The organism is Mesobacillus sp. MER 48 (assembly GCF_023714225.1).
Lineage (GTDB): Bacteria > Bacillota > Bacilli > Bacillales > Cytobacillaceae > Mesobacillus > Mesobacillus oceanisediminis_A.
The window spans coordinates 36,461-51,298 of the sequence record NZ_JAMAUR010000009.1 but is presented as its reverse complement, the minus strand read 5'-3'; the positions used below and the strand labels follow the sequence as shown (position 1 = coordinate 51,298).

At 44.9% G+C, this 14,838-nt stretch carries 20 protein-coding genes; 3 read left to right on the top strand and 17 right to left on the bottom strand.

All coding sequences use genetic code 11. The annotated features are described in order from the left end of the window. Positions 1-40 precede the first annotated feature (40 nt). Both M3593_RS21035 and M3593_RS21030 read right to left on the bottom strand, forming a co-directional pair. Positions 41-568: a CueP family metal-binding protein gene (locus M3593_RS21035; RefSeq protein ID WP_251544753.1), complete on the bottom strand. Its 528-nt coding sequence runs from the start codon at positions 566-568 to the stop codon at positions 41-43. A gap of 188 nt (positions 569-756) precedes the next feature. Continuing rightward, positions 757-1,947, bottom strand: coding sequence for an MDR family MFS transporter (locus tag M3593_RS21030; protein ID WP_144477785.1), 1,191 nt, complete (start codon positions 1,945-1,947; stop codon positions 757-759). Positions 1,948-2,038: 91 nt separating this feature from the next. Between M3593_RS21030 and M3593_RS21025 the strand changes: the two genes are divergently transcribed. Then, positions 2,039-2,263, top strand: coding sequence for a hypothetical protein (locus M3593_RS21025; protein ID WP_144477126.1), 225 nt, complete (start codon positions 2,039-2,041; stop codon positions 2,261-2,263). A 473-nt stretch (positions 2,264-2,736) separates the two neighbouring features. On the opposite strand, the gene M3593_RS21020 is transcribed toward M3593_RS21025, so the two are convergent. The 15 genes from M3593_RS21020 to M3593_RS20950 form a co-directional block, all read right to left on the bottom strand. Continuing rightward, positions 2,737-4,170, bottom strand: coding sequence for an ammonia-forming cytochrome c nitrite reductase subunit c552 (locus M3593_RS21020; protein WP_144477123.1), 1,434 nt, complete (start codon positions 4,168-4,170; stop codon positions 2,737-2,739). Beyond that, positions 4,163-4,687 carry a NapC/NirT family cytochrome c gene (locus tag M3593_RS21015; protein ID WP_144477119.1) on the bottom strand — a complete coding sequence of 175 codons (525 nt, stop codon included), beginning with the start codon at positions 4,685-4,687 and terminating at the stop codon, positions 4,163-4,165. Before M3593_RS21015 ends, M3593_RS21020 begins: the two co-directional genes overlap by 8 nt. 94 nt (positions 4,688-4,781) lie before the next feature. Beyond that, a complete protein-coding gene (locus tag M3593_RS21010) occupies positions 4,782-5,288 on the bottom strand; it encodes a TlpA family protein disulfide reductase (protein ID WP_144477116.1) in 507 nt (168 codons plus the stop codon). A gap of 16 nt (positions 5,289-5,304) precedes the next feature. Further along, entirely contained in the window at positions 5,305-5,436 is a 132-nt protein-coding gene (locus tag M3593_RS21005) for a CcmD family protein (RefSeq protein WP_251544754.1), read from the bottom strand. 20 nt (positions 5,437-5,456) lie between these two features. Further along, entirely contained in the window at positions 5,457-6,167 is a 711-nt protein-coding gene (gene ccsA, locus M3593_RS21000; protein ID WP_251544755.1) for a cytochrome c biogenesis protein CcsA, read from the bottom strand. Then, positions 6,167-6,850, bottom strand: coding sequence for a heme exporter protein CcmB (locus M3593_RS20995; protein ID WP_251544756.1), 684 nt, complete (start codon positions 6,848-6,850; stop codon positions 6,167-6,169). The genes ccsA and M3593_RS20995 overlap by 1 nt, the downstream gene beginning before the upstream one ends. After that, the gene (gene ccmA / locus M3593_RS20990) at positions 6,847-7,551 is read right to left on the bottom strand and encodes a heme ABC exporter ATP-binding protein CcmA (protein ID WP_251544757.1); all 705 of its coding nucleotides are present in this window, start codon (positions 7,549-7,551) and stop codon (positions 6,847-6,849) included. Before ccmA ends, M3593_RS20995 begins: the two co-directional genes overlap by 4 nt. Positions 7,552-7,565: 14 nt before the next feature. Next, a complete protein-coding gene (locus M3593_RS20985) occupies positions 7,566-7,907 on the bottom strand; it encodes a hypothetical protein (RefSeq protein WP_251544758.1) in 342 nt (113 codons plus the stop codon). A gap of 5 nt (positions 7,908-7,912) precedes the next feature. Then, on the bottom strand, positions 7,913-8,290 hold the full coding sequence (locus tag M3593_RS20980) for a hypothetical protein (protein ID WP_144477104.1): 378 nt from the start codon (positions 8,288-8,290) through the stop codon (positions 7,913-7,915). Positions 8,291-8,302: 12 nt separating this feature from the next. Beyond that, the gene (locus tag M3593_RS20975) at positions 8,303-8,773 is read right to left on the bottom strand and encodes a cytochrome c-type biogenesis protein CcmH (RefSeq protein WP_251544759.1); all 471 of its coding nucleotides are present in this window, start codon (positions 8,771-8,773) and stop codon (positions 8,303-8,305) included. A 5-nt stretch (positions 8,774-8,778) separates the two neighbouring features. Next, a complete protein-coding gene (locus M3593_RS20970; RefSeq protein WP_251544760.1) occupies positions 8,779-10,752 on the bottom strand; it encodes a heme lyase CcmF/NrfE family subunit in 1,974 nt (657 codons plus the stop codon). A 21-nt stretch (positions 10,753-10,773) separates the two neighbouring features. Further along, the gene (locus M3593_RS20965) at positions 10,774-11,223 is read right to left on the bottom strand and encodes a cytochrome c maturation protein CcmE (RefSeq protein ID WP_251544761.1); all 450 of its coding nucleotides are present in this window, start codon (positions 11,221-11,223) and stop codon (positions 10,774-10,776) included. Next, entirely contained in the window at positions 11,223-12,182 is a 960-nt protein-coding gene (locus M3593_RS20960; protein WP_251544762.1) for a hypothetical protein, read from the bottom strand. The genes M3593_RS20965 and M3593_RS20960 overlap by 1 nt, the downstream gene beginning before the upstream one ends. 293 nt (positions 12,183-12,475) lie before the next feature. Continuing rightward, on the bottom strand, positions 12,476-12,655 hold the full coding sequence (locus tag M3593_RS20955) for a glycogen biosynthesis protein GlgD (protein ID WP_144477090.1): 180 nt from the start codon (positions 12,653-12,655) through the stop codon (positions 12,476-12,478). A gap of 17 nt (positions 12,656-12,672) precedes the next feature. Next, positions 12,673-12,936 (bottom strand): YtzC family protein, encoded by a 264-nt coding sequence (locus tag M3593_RS20950; RefSeq protein ID WP_144477087.1) that lies wholly within the window; start codon positions 12,934-12,936, stop codon positions 12,673-12,675. Positions 12,937-13,190: 254 nt separating this feature from the next. Here M3593_RS20950 and mnmL point away from each other — a divergent pair, with 254 nt between their 5' ends. Continuing rightward, positions 13,191-14,165 (top strand): tRNA modification radical SAM protein MnmL/YtqA, encoded by a 975-nt coding sequence (mnmL, locus tag M3593_RS20945; RefSeq protein WP_251544763.1) that lies wholly within the window; start codon positions 13,191-13,193, stop codon positions 14,163-14,165. Next, positions 14,155-14,727 (top strand): tRNA 5-(aminomethyl)-2-thiouridylate-methyltransferase MnmM, encoded by a 573-nt coding sequence (gene mnmM, locus M3593_RS20940; RefSeq protein WP_144477081.1) that lies wholly within the window; start codon positions 14,155-14,157, stop codon positions 14,725-14,727. Before mnmL ends, mnmM begins: the two co-directional genes overlap by 11 nt. Positions 14,728-14,838: the final 111 nt, after the last annotated feature.

Here is a 14,838-nt window from a genome sequence, read left to right as displayed (position 1 = left end):
ATAACGGATTCAAAAAAAGCACCTGAAAAGGCGCTTTCGTCTACATTAACTGCATGGTCGTGATGCAGGTCGCATCGTTTTCAAAAGTGGATATTTCTGATTCAACACTTTTACCGTCATATCCAATCTTTGTTTTGTACTTTTTATCACGCGGAAGCCATAAATCGATGAAGCCGTTCGGCTGGGACATCATCTTCTCGTCAACAACTACGTTTCCTTCCTCATCCTCAATATATACATCAAACTCTTTTTCAACCAATTCACCTTGACAACCTGTCAAGCTATGATTCGTTCAAGGATGGGTTTGATTTTCATAAGGTGCGATTGAGACGAAGAAGTCTTCTTCTGAGATGTCATAGACTTGCTTGTCCCCTTCACTGTCAGCAATCGTCAGCTCATGTGAGGTGATGGATGCCTTGTGGTCCTTGTTTTTGCCCGCGCTGTAATCACTCACCAATTCCTTGATGTTTTGTTGTTGTTTTTCAGGTTCAGCAGATTTTTCTCCGCCATTGCAGGCAGTTAACAGTCCTGCAGCCAAAAACGCCATTCCTAGAATTTTAAATTTCAACCCATTCACCCCCTTATCTTTCAAAGTATGATTATATCATAATCCCACATTCCTATATTAGATGCAAAATATGCATTTTTTATCGAGAAAAAATGCATATTTTGTGACTGATTAGAAAGGGAGCTGGACCCCCTTCGGCCCAGCTCCCTGTTGTTTTTTAGGCTTGTGCTGCACGTTTTGAGATTCTTTTAACTTTGCGTTTGTGCAGCAACATTATGAGATACCTTCATTTTCCGGTCGTAAACAAGTGTAGTGAAAATCCCGATAAACATGATCGCAATCAGGATTGCGAATAACATGGGCATACCGTACAGGTCGACAAGGATTCCGCCCATAAGCGGGCCAATCATCCTTCCGCCCGTAGCGGTACTGTTGACGATTCCCTGGTAAAAGCCTTCCCGTCCTTTTGGCGCCAGGTCATTTGCAATGGTCGGAACGGCCGGCCAGATCAGCATTTCCCCAATCGTCAGGATCACCATGCCAGCAACGAAGCCAGAGAACGCTTGAGCTCCCGCAGCCACTGCATAGGAAACCATGAAGATGACCATTCCGATGATGATCTGCAGCTTCAGCTTATTCTGGAACGGCTTGATCAGCCTGTTCACAATTGGCTGGCCAAGGACGATCAATGCGCCGTTAATTGTCCAGAGAATGCTGTATTGGTTCAAGGAAATATTCAATTCCTGAGTATAAGCTGCAATCGTTGTTTGCCATTGTACGTACCCCACCCAGCAAAGCAAATAGCCAACAGACAGGATCAAAAGAGCATACAGCTTAGTATGGCTTTTTACCGCGCCGTTTTCCTGGAGGACGTTCGTTTGCATCGCAGCCCTGGTGTCGATGCTGCGATAGCCCAAAATAGCAATCACCATGAAAATCAGGTACATAGCTACGTTCGCTATGAAAATCAGCTGGAATGAATAGGATGCGACAAGCCCGCCAAGCGCTGCCCCAACCGCGACCCCAAGATTCTGAGCCACATAAATAGCGTTGAATGCTTTGCGGCCACCCTCTTTCCAGACCGACCCAGCCATTGCATACATAGCCGGAAAGACGATTCCAGAACCAAAGCCAACCAATGTCAAAAAGAAAATATACTGCGGCCAGCCAGGCCAAAAAGTCAAGCCAAGCAGTGCCAAAATGGTGATGCTGATTCCAAGAATGATAGATTTGTAGCCGCCGATTTTATCAAAAAGACTCCCGCCAAAAAGATTGCCGATGACGCTGGCAGCTGAATTCAGCATCAATACGATTCCAGCAACAGACAATGATTTGCCGAGGTGCTCATGTATATAGATTGTGTTCAAAGGCCATAAAAAAGAGGAACCAGTAACATTGACTGCCATCCCGATAATCAAAAGCCACAAGGCTCTAGGCATCATATAACGCCTTCTTTCACTAAATTAATTTCGAAAAAACAAAAAGCGAAAGCGCCTCGTTCAGCCCCGACAAGCACTGGAGGGCCGACCGGTGAAGTCGTTCTTTGACTTCATTGGGCGGACCGAAATCGAAAAGAATAGCCGACTGCCCAGAAACGCAGAAACTGGAGACTCCGACAAAGAAGCGCTTTTTGCTTCTGCAGGCGGAGTTGAAGTTTCGGAGTTTCTAGGAGGCGACACTAGACAAGTGACTCGAGGGGCTAGGCGCTGGAGCTGGATTAAGAAAAACATATATAGTTATCCAAACAGTATATAAATTAAATTTCCAATGCAATACCAAAGTAATTTTAGTGGTTTTTATCGTGGGTTGCAATAGGAATTTATACAGGGATTTGAAATTAATTTTCTATTTTTTTGGTAGTGAAATTGGAAAAAATATTTGATTATTTCCAGTTCGCGGAATTACCTGTGATTTTCGCGGAATTGGGTTGTTCTTTCGCGGAATCTAGTAGTGTTTTCGCGGAATTGAAGCTTAATAACATAGGATTTTTCTTGAATTGTAGACTTTATTCGTGGAACCAAGCAAAACTTACCCCAAATCAATGCAGAATCCAGACGTGTTTTTATCAAATCAAACGGTGTTTTCGCCCGATTCCATTTAATCAATAAAAAAACTAATCAAGGATGATTGACACTTCTCATGTTTTCTGCAAAACTAAAGAAAACACCGTACAAACTAGCATTTGCACAGTGTTTTCCTATTTATCTATTCTCTAAATTTACTATTCTCTATTTTTTTGGAGCTGGCTGTTGGGCCGGGAAGTAACTGTTGATTGCTTTGTCTTTCTTCTTGAAGTTATCTTTTTCGTCGTAAACAGCCTTCTTCACCTTTTCAATCTCTGTCTTGACCTCTTCTAAATTGACGCCTTTTTTGGTCAATTCTTCGATGGCAATATTGATGGCTGCGTTTGATTCTTCAGTCGAAATCCTCAATGAATCCATTGATCCCTGCGGATTATGGAAACCAGCCGAACTTTCAGCCGCTACGATATCCCAGAACCATTGTCCTTTTCTGATATGCTCCTGAGCCTGCTTTATTTTTTCTTCGCTTACTCCTGATGTGATCATCTTATTCACGTAATAGTGTGAGGTAATCGAAATATCCTCGGCCTTATGAAGGGCTTCCATATGAGTATCCTGAATACCGATTACGCGTTCTTTCAGCTCATCCATATCCCTGTTGGTATGGCAGGTTGCGCAGGATTGATCCATTGTCTTCAGAGGCGATGTCCACCAGTGTGAACTGATTTTCTTTTTGCCGTCTACTCTGTCATATGGCATGTGACAGTCTGCACATGTGACTCCAGCCTCGCCATGCGGACCTTCGATATGTGTCTCAAAGTCAGGGTGCTGGGATTTCAGCATTGGCGTTCCGGAAATATTGTGAACCCAGTCTTTCTCAAAACCTTGTTCCTTGGCAGTTGTCTCATAGTATTCATACATATCTTCAGGCTTGAATCCATTCGCCCAAGGATAGGTAACTTCACTATTGTCAGCTGCAAAGTAGTACTCTACGTGGCACTGTCCGCAAACATAGTTCCTCATGTCATTCTTTGTTGGGTTGGACATGTCGATGCCCTGTGATTCCATTGCCTTGATGAAGCTTGGGCGTGTGACGCGCAAATCCATCGTCTGCGGATCATGGCAGTCTGAACAGCCGATTGGCGAATGGCCCATTGCTTCTGCTTTCGGCCAGATGTCTTTGTTAAAATTGCCGCTCCAGTAATCGTCACCCATTTCCTCGATCATGTGCGGTACGGCAGTCGATTTACATGTCAAGCAGGAACCGACCGACTTGTCAGTGATCCTCGCGATCGCCCGGACGTCCTCATTCGCGTAAATATGGCCGCGATCTTCATTGTATTCAGTCGCAAAGCCATAGCCGTTAAAAAGGACTGGCAAATACGGTTCCTTGTCATGGTCGAATTTGCTTCGTTTCACGGAACCGCTGTATTTTGTGTCTTCCATCTTTTCGTTTTGTTTGTAGCTGTCATATTGAAGCGGGAAAAGATCCTTGAAGGCTTCATTGCTGATTTCATCTTTGCTAAGCCCCGTTTTTAGCTCACTGGCTGAAGTGGCTTCTTCATCCGAGCTGGAGCAGCCTGTAATGATGAGCATGACAGCCGCAAGGAGCAAATATGCCCAGCGGAAATTTCTAGCCATTGTTCATCGTACCTCCTTTTTTCTCTAAAAGCTCGCCTGGTTTAGGCGGTTTAAAATAATCCTCTGTCTTGAAGCCTTTTCCATGCGGCACTGCCTGGTGGCAGCTTGAACAGCTGTCTTTAGCATCATGCGATATATTTTCCAGTGTATTTTCATGGCAGCTGATACAGTTTTCATTTATGACTTCGTCAGAGCTTTCTGTTGCGTGGAGCACCTTCGGTATTTTTGCTTCCCCTAGTGTATTGAAATACACATGTGTCATGCCCGCCTTTGCCTTATAGGTATATTTTTTGACCATATTCTCGTGTGGCAAATGGCAGTCCCCGCAGGCCAGACCGGCGTGGTTGGAATCGGAAAACGAGTCATGGACCTCTGTCATGATATGGCAGCTTGAACAGAATTCAGGTGAATCCGTATAAGCGAGTGTCTTGACAGTGACGACCGAAACAATGATTCCAGCGAACACACCAATGAATAACAGCATCTTTTTGTCTATTCCCAGCAGCTTTTTCAGCATTCTCTTTCACCTCCCTTATAGCCAACTACTAAAAACTGTTTCCGCATTCATACGAAAACAGCCTTATTAAAACACGATTGTGCTTTAACCAAGGTCATGGTGAAACTTTTTCCTGGATCAGACTGATTAAATCATCCTTCGTTGTCGGCCCGGAAAAGCGTTCGACTATCTTGCCGTCCCCGTCAATGATGATGGTCTCAGGCTGTCCGATCACATTGTAATCTTTAGAGATGTCTTCTTTTGTGTCTAAAAGATACGTAAGCTTAGAGCCACTTTCTCCGATATATTTTTCCATCCGTTTTTTCGATTCGCCTTTTGCGAGGATCAAAAGTTTTGCATCCTTGTATTCTTTGCCGAAAGCTTCCAATTCAGGCGCTTCATCAATGCATGGCGCACACCATGTCGCGAAAAAATTCAGGACGACCGGCTGGCCCTTAAAATCAGAAAGTTTATAAGTATTGCCGTCGATATCCTGCAGTTCAAAATCGATCGACTGGTCACCAGGCTGGGCGGATGCTTTCCCGCCCAGTCCGCTGACCAAAAAGCCAAGGACTCCGATGACAGCAGCAATCACGATGACCGGAACGATTTTTTTGCCCATTTTCATCACCCGCTTTTTAAAAATCTGAGTTCCATTCTTCCAGTATTTCGATCTCTTTTTTCAGCTGCTTCTGGCGGCGGCCAAGCACAACGACATATCCCGCTATCAACGTCCAGATCACTGTATAACCCATGAATAAGTAAGTCATTTTCCATTCCTCCTTAATAGTTAGCCCGCAAGCTTTTCAATTGCTTTTGACTTAGCCTTTTTGACGATATGTCTCATTTTTTCAATTTCGATGCCTTTTCGCATCAGGAACGTGTACAACAAGGTGATCGTAAAAATCGAGAACAGCAAGGTGACAAGCATGTCAGGCTCGATCCCGCCTCCTGACTGGTTTTTGCCTTCACCGAACACGATTGGATGAAGCTTCGTGTTCCACCAGCGAATCGCCATGAAGACAATTGGCACATTGATGACACCAACGATGCCAAAAACAGCTGACAGCCTTGCGATTTTTTCCATTGAACCGTCCATCTTGCGGACGAAAAGATAAGCGACGTATATGAACCAGAGGATCAGTGTTGTCGCGAGGCGGGGTTCCCATGTCCACCATGTATTCCAGCTTGATTTTCCCCAGATCATCCCGGTGATTAATGTGATTGTCGTGAAAAGGACGCCAATTTCAGCTGAGATTCCGGCATTGATATGGTACTGAAGCCTTGGTTTTATCAGCACTCTCACACTGTAATAACCAACTACACCGAAAGCGAGGAAGGCGACCCAGGCACTGCCAACATGGAAGTAGAATATTTTTTGCGTGGCACCCATCATTTTTTCAACAGGCGACCAGATGAAAATCAGGTAAAGCGCGATAAAAAATGATGGTATCAGCGTAAACAGCAAGATTCGGTCAATCAAACCAGCATTTTTTTTCATCAAGATCCCTCCATAATAAATTCAAATAAGAAAAAGCATGCGGCTAAAAATAACAGGTCATAAGCTCCCATTAATCTGATCCATGACGCTGCATCAGCAATCACTTCATTTTCCAGAACGATTCTTGTCGCCTGGACTCCGGCAATCAGCAATGGGCTTAAAAGCGGAAGCAGCAACACCGGCAATAACATTTCACTGTTTTTGGCATTCGCTGACAGGGCAGCCAGGAATGTGCCGACAATGATAAAGCCCAGTGTCCCGATGACGACAACGAGAATGAACCAGCCTATTTTCCCAAAGAAGCGGTAGTCGAACAGCAGGAACAGCACCGGAATGCTCACAAGCTGAACAGCTGTGACGAGGATGAAATTCGCCAGCGCCTTCCCCAGATAAATACTCGAAGGATCGATGGGTGCCGAGCGCAGTCCAGTCAGGGCATCATTTTCATGCTCCGAAAGAAACGAGCGGTTCAGGCCAAGAATCCCGGAAAAGACAGTGATCAGCCAGACCAGACCTGGAATGACAGCCTTCACCATATTGTTGGTTGGATCGAAGGCAAAGCTGAAAATGAGGACAACCAGACTGGAGAAAATGACCATCATCCCAATCGTCTGCTTTGTCTTAATTTCATTGCGAAGGTCTTTGCTGGCAATCGTCCAGGCATCTAGAAGAATCGACATCATGAGCTCTTCACCTCTGATTCATACCATTGCTTCATCTCTGCCAAGCTGATCCCATCACCAAGTGGCCTGGTCGCGATGATTCTCCCCTTTTTCAGCAGGGCAGCCCTGTCAGCAAGGGCATGCACCTGTTCAAAATCATGTGAGATGATGAGGATGGACGTTCCGCTGTTCCGTTTGTTTTTAATGATTTGATTCAGGAGCGCAACGGCTTCCTGGTCAAGTCCGGTGTGCGGCTCATCGAGCATCAGGATTTCGGGATCAGGCAGCAGCACCCTGGCAATCGCCAGCCTCTGCAGCATCCCTCTTGAGAATGAGCGGATTGGCATATCGCGGAACAGGTACAACCCAACCTCCTTTAAAAGCTCATTCGCTTTCCTGTCAAGGTCCTTCACCTTGTAAAGCTTTCCGTAAAATCTAAGATTCTCGAGCGGGGACAGGTTATTGTACAGGAAGGATTCATGACCTAAGAACCCAATCCGCTGCTTGATCTGTGCAGAGTTTTTCCTGACGAGCTTTCCATCAAGGAGAATCTCTCCGCTTGTAGGCTGCAGCAATCCGACCGTACATTTGAAAAACGTACTTTTCCCGGCACCGTTTGGCCCTATTACCGCGAGGATCTCCCCTTTTTGGAGTTTAAGGGTGATGTTTCGCAGTATCAGTTTATCTCCCAGCATTTTGGTCATTTTTCGCAGTTCAAGCATGGTCCCCAACTCTTTCATCCAGTGTATTGTTCCAATTCCTTGTTCACCTGGTCCAGTCGGCCCTGGTAATCAAGCATTTTTTTATTTATTTCTTCGGTCATTCCTGCTGAGCCGAGCCTGCCTTCCAATCCGGCAAGCTCCTCCTCAATCACTTTTTTCCTTAGTAAAAGGTGCCTGAACAGTTTCTCATTATCGTCAATCACCTTATGTACAGCAGTCCGTTTTCGTTGAAAAAACCACAATAGAGCAATTACAACTACCAGAAACATCAGCACATAATGAGGATTCAACAAGTTCAATCCAGGCGACGTCAGCCAAAAGTTCACGAGCCATTCAGGGTGATAGGCAGGAGCCATTCAACTCACCCCTTCTGCTGGCGGAGTTTTTTCAGTTCCCTGAGAATTTCTTCTTCCGCATCGTCAGCCTGCATTTTCGCTTTGCCTTTTGGCAGTTTGGTTTTGCCTTGCTTAAGCGTTTCTGTTTCTTCCTTTAATAGGTCAGCTGCCAGCAATTGATAATTTTCTTTCATTTTTTCAAAATCATCACTATTGATTTTTTTCATCAGAAAGTCCATTTCCAGCTCATTCACTGCGCTGTACACCTGCTCCAGAGTCAGCTTTTCACCTTCTGCTTCCCTTCCTACGGGCTGGAATTCACCTGAGGAAAAGAAGGGAGAAATGATAAAGTAAAAACAAGTAATGATCACGAGTGATCCAATTATTAAAAATACATAATCCATTTTCATCAACTCCTAGAAAAGCTTTCGGCGCTCTTCGTCAAAAGTTTTGGATGCAATTTCCTTCTCGATTTCGGAATCCCATCCTGCTTTGGCTTCAACGTTTACTTCCGCCTTTTTGAGTGTCAATTTCCTGATCCAGACCCCGACGATCACAGTTCCGATGCCAAATCCTGCAGCCGGCATTCCCCAGGCAATCCAGCCGCTAGTGCCGCCGCCAGGTGTTCTCAAGGCTGCCTGCCCGTATTCATCAACATAAGATTGGATGATTTCCGGCTCTGATTTGCCGCCATTCAGCATTTCTACCACTTCGTCATAATAAATTTTCTTGATTGAACAGGTGGATAGATCATGATCTGCATGACCCTGCATATCAAGCTGGGTGATGACGTGCTTGAATTCTTTTGAGTTATAAGTGAAAGCAGATGTCAGACCAGGAATCAAGATGAAGCAAAGGAATGTCGCAACGAAAATTTTCTTTTTCATCTTCATCACCTTCCCGCAAATTTATTGGTCTGGTAGCGGATCGATGCCGGTCTGCCTCCAATTAACGCGAATGCAGTGCCAATCACCATGATGATACCGCCCATCCAAATCCAGCTGACGAATGGATTCACTTTTACCATGAAGGTAACTTTGTCTTTGTTTTCCCAGGAACTGAGCACCACGTACAAGTCCTGGCTCCATTTCGTCTTGATTGCTACCTCTGTTGATGGCTCAGGCCATGTTTCGTAAAAGATTTTTTCCGGCTTGATTTTGCCGATATCCTTGCCTTTATAAGTTACATCCACATCCGCGGCGACTACGCCATTTCCATTTTTCATATGCTCGGTCAGTTCATTGAATTTCAGGGTGTATTCGCCAATCTTGATGCTGTTCCCGGCGTCGACGGTTTTCAATATTTCTGTTGAGTAAGAGTGAGAAGATATGACTCCCACCGCAATCAGCGCAATCCCGATATGGACGATATAACCGCCATAGCGGCGCTGGTTTTTCACCGTCAGCTTGAAAGCGGCTTTCAGGATGTTTTCCTTTGTCGCTTTCCGTCTTGCGCCAATGCCCCTAGCGAATTCAAGCAAATGTGTACCAAACATGAAGCTTGTTGCCGATAACCCGATGATTGCGTATATTCCTTTAACACCGAAAACGAACAGGAGGATGGCAGTCGCAATGCCCATCGCAAGCGGCCAGAGAATATTTTTCATGAACTTTTCAAATACGGCTTTTTGCCAGGCAATCAGCGGACAGATTCCCATCAGCACAATCAGCACCAGCAAAATCGGGGCCATGACTTTATTAAAGTAAGGCGCTCCAACATTGACCTTAGTCCCGGTGAATGTTTCTGAAATCAATGGATACATCGTGCCCCAGAAGACAGCGAACGCTGCGGCCACAAGAATCAGGTTGTTCAGCAGGAAGCTGCTTTCCTTTGAAAAATAGGCTTCGATCGGACTGCTCTCTTTCTTGATCAATCCATATCTAGTCATGACGACATATAGCGAAAACAGCATCATGAATGCCATGAACACAAGGAAGTAGGTTCCGAGGTTACTGTCCCCAAATGCGTGGACACTGGTCAGGACTCCGCTTCGGACAAGGAATGTTCCAAACAATGTCAGGATGTAAGACAGGATGATCAAGCTTACATTCCACGTTTTCAGCATATTTTTCCGTTCCTGTATCATCACTGAATGCAGGAATGCTGAAACGGTCAGCCATGGAAGGAAGGAAGCATTCTCAACCGGGTCCCAGGCCCAGTAGCCTCCCCAGCCAAGCTCAAGATAAGCCCACCAGCCTCCGATCACGTTTCCAAGTGTCAGGAACAGCCATGCCAGCAAAGTCCATCTTCTCGTCAGCTTGATCCACTCCGAATCCATTTTCTTGAGGATCAGTGCGGCAATCCCAAACGCGAATGGAACCGCCAGTCCGACATAGCCCATATAGAGCGTTACAGGATGGAGGATCATCCCCGGATTTTGAAGCATCGGATTCAACCCTTTTCCGTCTGCCGGGATTTTATCAGTCATTTCAAATGGATTGACATTGAGGGCCATCACCGTAAAAAAGAATAGGATATTCACCAGCAGGATGCTTGAAACATATGGCATCATAGGGTTCTTCTTTTCTTTTGAAAACACGACCATTGCCGCATAAATCGATAATAGGAAAGCCCAAAGCAGCAGGGATCCGGCATTTCCAGCCCAGAAGGCTGTCAGTTTGTAAGCCATCGGCAGGCTTTCGTTTGTATAGGAAGCCACATATTTATATTGGAACTGGCTTGTTCCGAGAAGATACAGCAGCAGGAACGAGGCGATGCTCGAAACGAAAGCCAGTGAGAGGACCGCTCCTCTTGCACTTTCAAGCCATTTGCTGCTTTTCTTCTTTAACCCTGTAAGGTTGGCGATAATTCCATACAGGGAAATCGCGATTCCTAGGTAGATTGAGATATTCCCGATCAGATACATACAGATAACCACCCATCTGTTTTATTCCTTCTTGTCATTTTTGTACATTTCCTTATGCATTTCGCTGTCATAGTTCTCCATGTCTTCGCCTTCATATTTTGTCGGGCATTTAGTCTGGACTTTTTCCGCTTCGAACACTCCGTCTTTTTGAATAAAACCTTCGACTAAAACAATGACATCCTCTGAAAAGTTATCTGGCTTGATTCCTTTATGGAAAACCTGCAGTGTCCCTTCGCCTTCTTCGTAAAGTTCGAAACGAAGCTCCAGCTTATCCGCATCCCATTTCACCGATTCCTTATTGAGCAAGCCCTGAGTCATAATATAGTCGCCTTCATAGTTCGATCCGTTTTTGCTCAGGTCTTCAATCGTAATTTCCTTGCTTCCCGCACTTGGCATCGTTGAAAACATCATGATGACGAACGCAATTGCTGCAAGTCCCAGTCCGATCACGATTTTTTTGTTTTTGGACATCACTTTTTACCTCCCAGCTTTTTAAGCAGTTCATTGTATTCAGTTTCCGTTATGCTTCCTTCAACGAGCATCGCCCTGAGTTTTGCCTTTTTAGCTTCCAATTCAGATGAAGCATTGACCTGCACAGGCTTTGTTTTCTGTCTCTTCATGAAGAAAATTAATAACAAAGCGGCGATGATTGTGATACTCCCGACTACCGTGATAACCAGCCATAAAGGCATTTTCTCGTCGTTCTGTTTAACAGTTCCCGCCTTTTTTGCATCCCCAGCCATGTCCTCCATGATCTCAGCGGTCGTCCTGTCGTCAGTTCGTTTGTATTCGAGCTTGATATTCTTTGCTTCACCGGCTTTCATTTCCTGGCTCTGATAAAGGAACATATTCATGTTGTAGGAATTTTTCTGCTGCTGCTCTGAAGCCGGTTCAAGCTTGAAGCTTTCCGAATTGAGCGGTTCAACGAAAATCAGGTTCAGCAAACCAATTTCCGTAAAGTTTGTAAAATCGTAAGCAAGCTCCTTTGTGCCGTCTTTCTCGCTGATGCTGTCTGTGTAGTACTCAATCACAAATTTGTAAATCTCCCCCGGCTGGATTTCCTCACTCGTTTCCCAGGAAATTGTTCCTTTTTCCTGATCCAGCTCGTATTCAATTTCATTCATTTCGGTGAGGTCCCGCGAATAATCACCGGCAAAACCAATCCTGAAATTCTTCTCATCCATTGGGAGCGGAACGACCACCTGGCCTTTTTGCGGCTGTTCAGCATTGTTTTTAAGGGCACCATGGTATCCCACCAGCAGTGGCGGATTCTTCTTTTTATCTTTCGGATGGTAGGAATATTCAGGCATTACCTGGATTGTGAGCTCCTCCATATTCAAAACATCTGGTTTAGCCTCTGCTTCAGCCAGACCAGGAAGCTGAAAAATGAATAATAAGATGAAGGACATTATTAGCTTAGGAACTTTCATTTTCTTGACTCCTTTCTATATGTGACGAATTCGTGAATAATTTCACAAGACAACTTTCATTTAAAAACAATTATTTCATCTACTGGCGTTTTTAATTTCCTGCTCCTGCTTTACTACCTTATTTAAACCATTTCTCAGAGCCCTCAATCTGTGATTTAAATCACGAAATTTTCGTCAGTTTTATCCGAATTGTGAACGGGGGGTATTTGTTAAATGAACAATACTGTGGCCCTTCTACTATTGACACAATAAAAAAACCCCACTTCCTTTCTGGAAGTGAGGGTGTTACAAATTTATGAAGATTGCCCTGGTTCGGGATGGAATTTTGACTTTACAGGCTGCCCGCCACTTTGTTCATACATCTTCTTGGATTCTTTAATTGGATCATGCTCCATTCCAAGTTCAATATCCTGGTTGTTCATTCCATTCCGTGTCTTTTGTTCAGGATTATTCTGCTTTGAGCGCTTTTTCAAAGTTTATCCCTCCCGTTTTAATGATCAAGCAATATCATATTGTTTTGAACCTGCTGCAGCTGCAGTCTCATTCGGTGAAGCTGGTCACGCTGCTGTGCATTCGCACTGAAGGCGAGCTTGGCAAGATCATTATATGCAGCTTCGATGGCCTGAAGAGCGTTTGTGAAATCGCCGTCATTATAATGCTGTTGGGAAGCAGCGCTTTTGTATTGTTCCTGGGCAAGATTGATGGCATCCTCACATTGCTGAAGTAGCTGGTCAACCGATTGACGTGTTGCCAATTTTAGCCCCTCCTTTTCTTGATGCTGAAGCAAGTCTGCTTCTTCTTTATTTTGTTCACAATTGATTTTCCTATCACGTTTTTGTCAATATTTAATGCTGGCAATAGCTTTGACAGAGATTTAAACTGCAGAATTCAAAAAGCAGCTATTAATTCAAAACAGCCTTTTGTAATCTTTTTGCAATTGGATTCACCTATCCTAAGTGGTACAATTTTTATTATTACTGACTGACAGGTTATAAGGAGGTTTCTGGCATGAAACAGGCCAACCCTTTTCCATACGCAACAGATGATAAACGATACCACACATGGAATTACCATTTGCGGAACCATTTTGGCCACAAGGTTTTCAAAGTGGCGCTTGATGGCGGCTTCGATTGTCCGAACCGGGACGGCACGGTAGCCCACGGCGGCTGCACATTCTGCAGCGCAGCTGGTTCAGGCGATTTCGCCGGTGACCGGGTAGAAGATCTCGGCACACAATTCAAGAAGATAAAAGAAAAAATGCATACAAAATGGAAAGACGGCAAGTACATGGCCTATTTCCAGGCTTTCACCAATACCCACGCACCGGTCGAGATCCTGAGGGAAAAATACGAAACCGTTCTGAAAGAGGAAGGTGTCGTTGGCCTTTCGATTGCAACCAGGCCTGACTGCCTGCCGGACGATGTGGTTGAATACCTTGCTGAACTGAATGAACGCACATATTTATGGGTTGAGCTTGGTCTTCAGACTGTCCATGAAAAAACAGCCAATCTAATCAATCGTGCCCATGATTACCAGACATACAAAGAAGGAGTGGACAAGCTCCGCAAGCACGGCATCAGGGTTTGTTCTCACATCATTAACGGATTGCCTCTAGAAACACCGGAAATGATGATGGAAACGGCTCAAGAAGTCGCCAAACTTGATGTCCAGGGCATCAAGATCCATCTTCTCCATTTGCTGAAGGGTACACCGATGGTCAAGCAGTATGAAAAGGGGATGCTTGAATTCCTTAGCCTTAAGGATTATGTAAAATTGGTCTGTGACCAGCTCGAAATCCTGCCCCTTGAAATGATCATCCACAGGATTACAGGAGATGGCCCAATTGAGCTGATGGTCGGCCCGATGTGGAGCGTCAACAAATGGGAAGTGCTGAATGCGATCGACAAAGAAATGAAACGCCGCGACAGCTGGCAAGGTAAATTCTATACTGGAAACAAAGTGGTGATTGAAAATGAAGCTTGAGAGGATTCTTCCATTTGCACGGAATCTCCTTGAACTAGCGGTTAAACCAGGGGATATTGCGGTGGATGCTACTGTTGGAAATGGCCATGATACGTTGTTTTTGGCTAATCTCGTAGGCCCGGCCGGCCGTATTTATGGCTTTGACATTCAGGATGAAGCGCTTATGTCATGCAAAACAAAGCTTCGCGAGCACGAATTGCAGGATCAGGTCACCCTGTTCCATACCGGACATGAAAACATCACAGAATGCATTCCCCCACTACATTTCGGTAAAATAACCGGTGCCGTTTTCAACCTTGGCTATCTGCCAGGCGGGGATAAAAACATTGTCACCGTGCCCGAAACCACCATCCATGCCATCGACCAGCTGCTCGAAATCATGGCGCCAGAAGGAATCATCGTGATTGTGATTTACCACGGACACCCGGAAGGCAAAGTAGAGCGGGAATATTTATTGCGTTATGTAAAATCACTGGATCAAAACATCGCACACGTTTTAGAGTATAAATTCCTGAACCAAAAGAACAATCCGCCATTTATTATTGCGATTGAGAAGAGATAAGAGAGGTTCCCTGAAATGGGGGGCTTTTTTTCTTTAGGACAGCTTTTCTTCTGTAAGCACTGAAGTTGTCCTAAATTGGCTCTATTTCGGACAGCTTTTCGCCTGTAACCA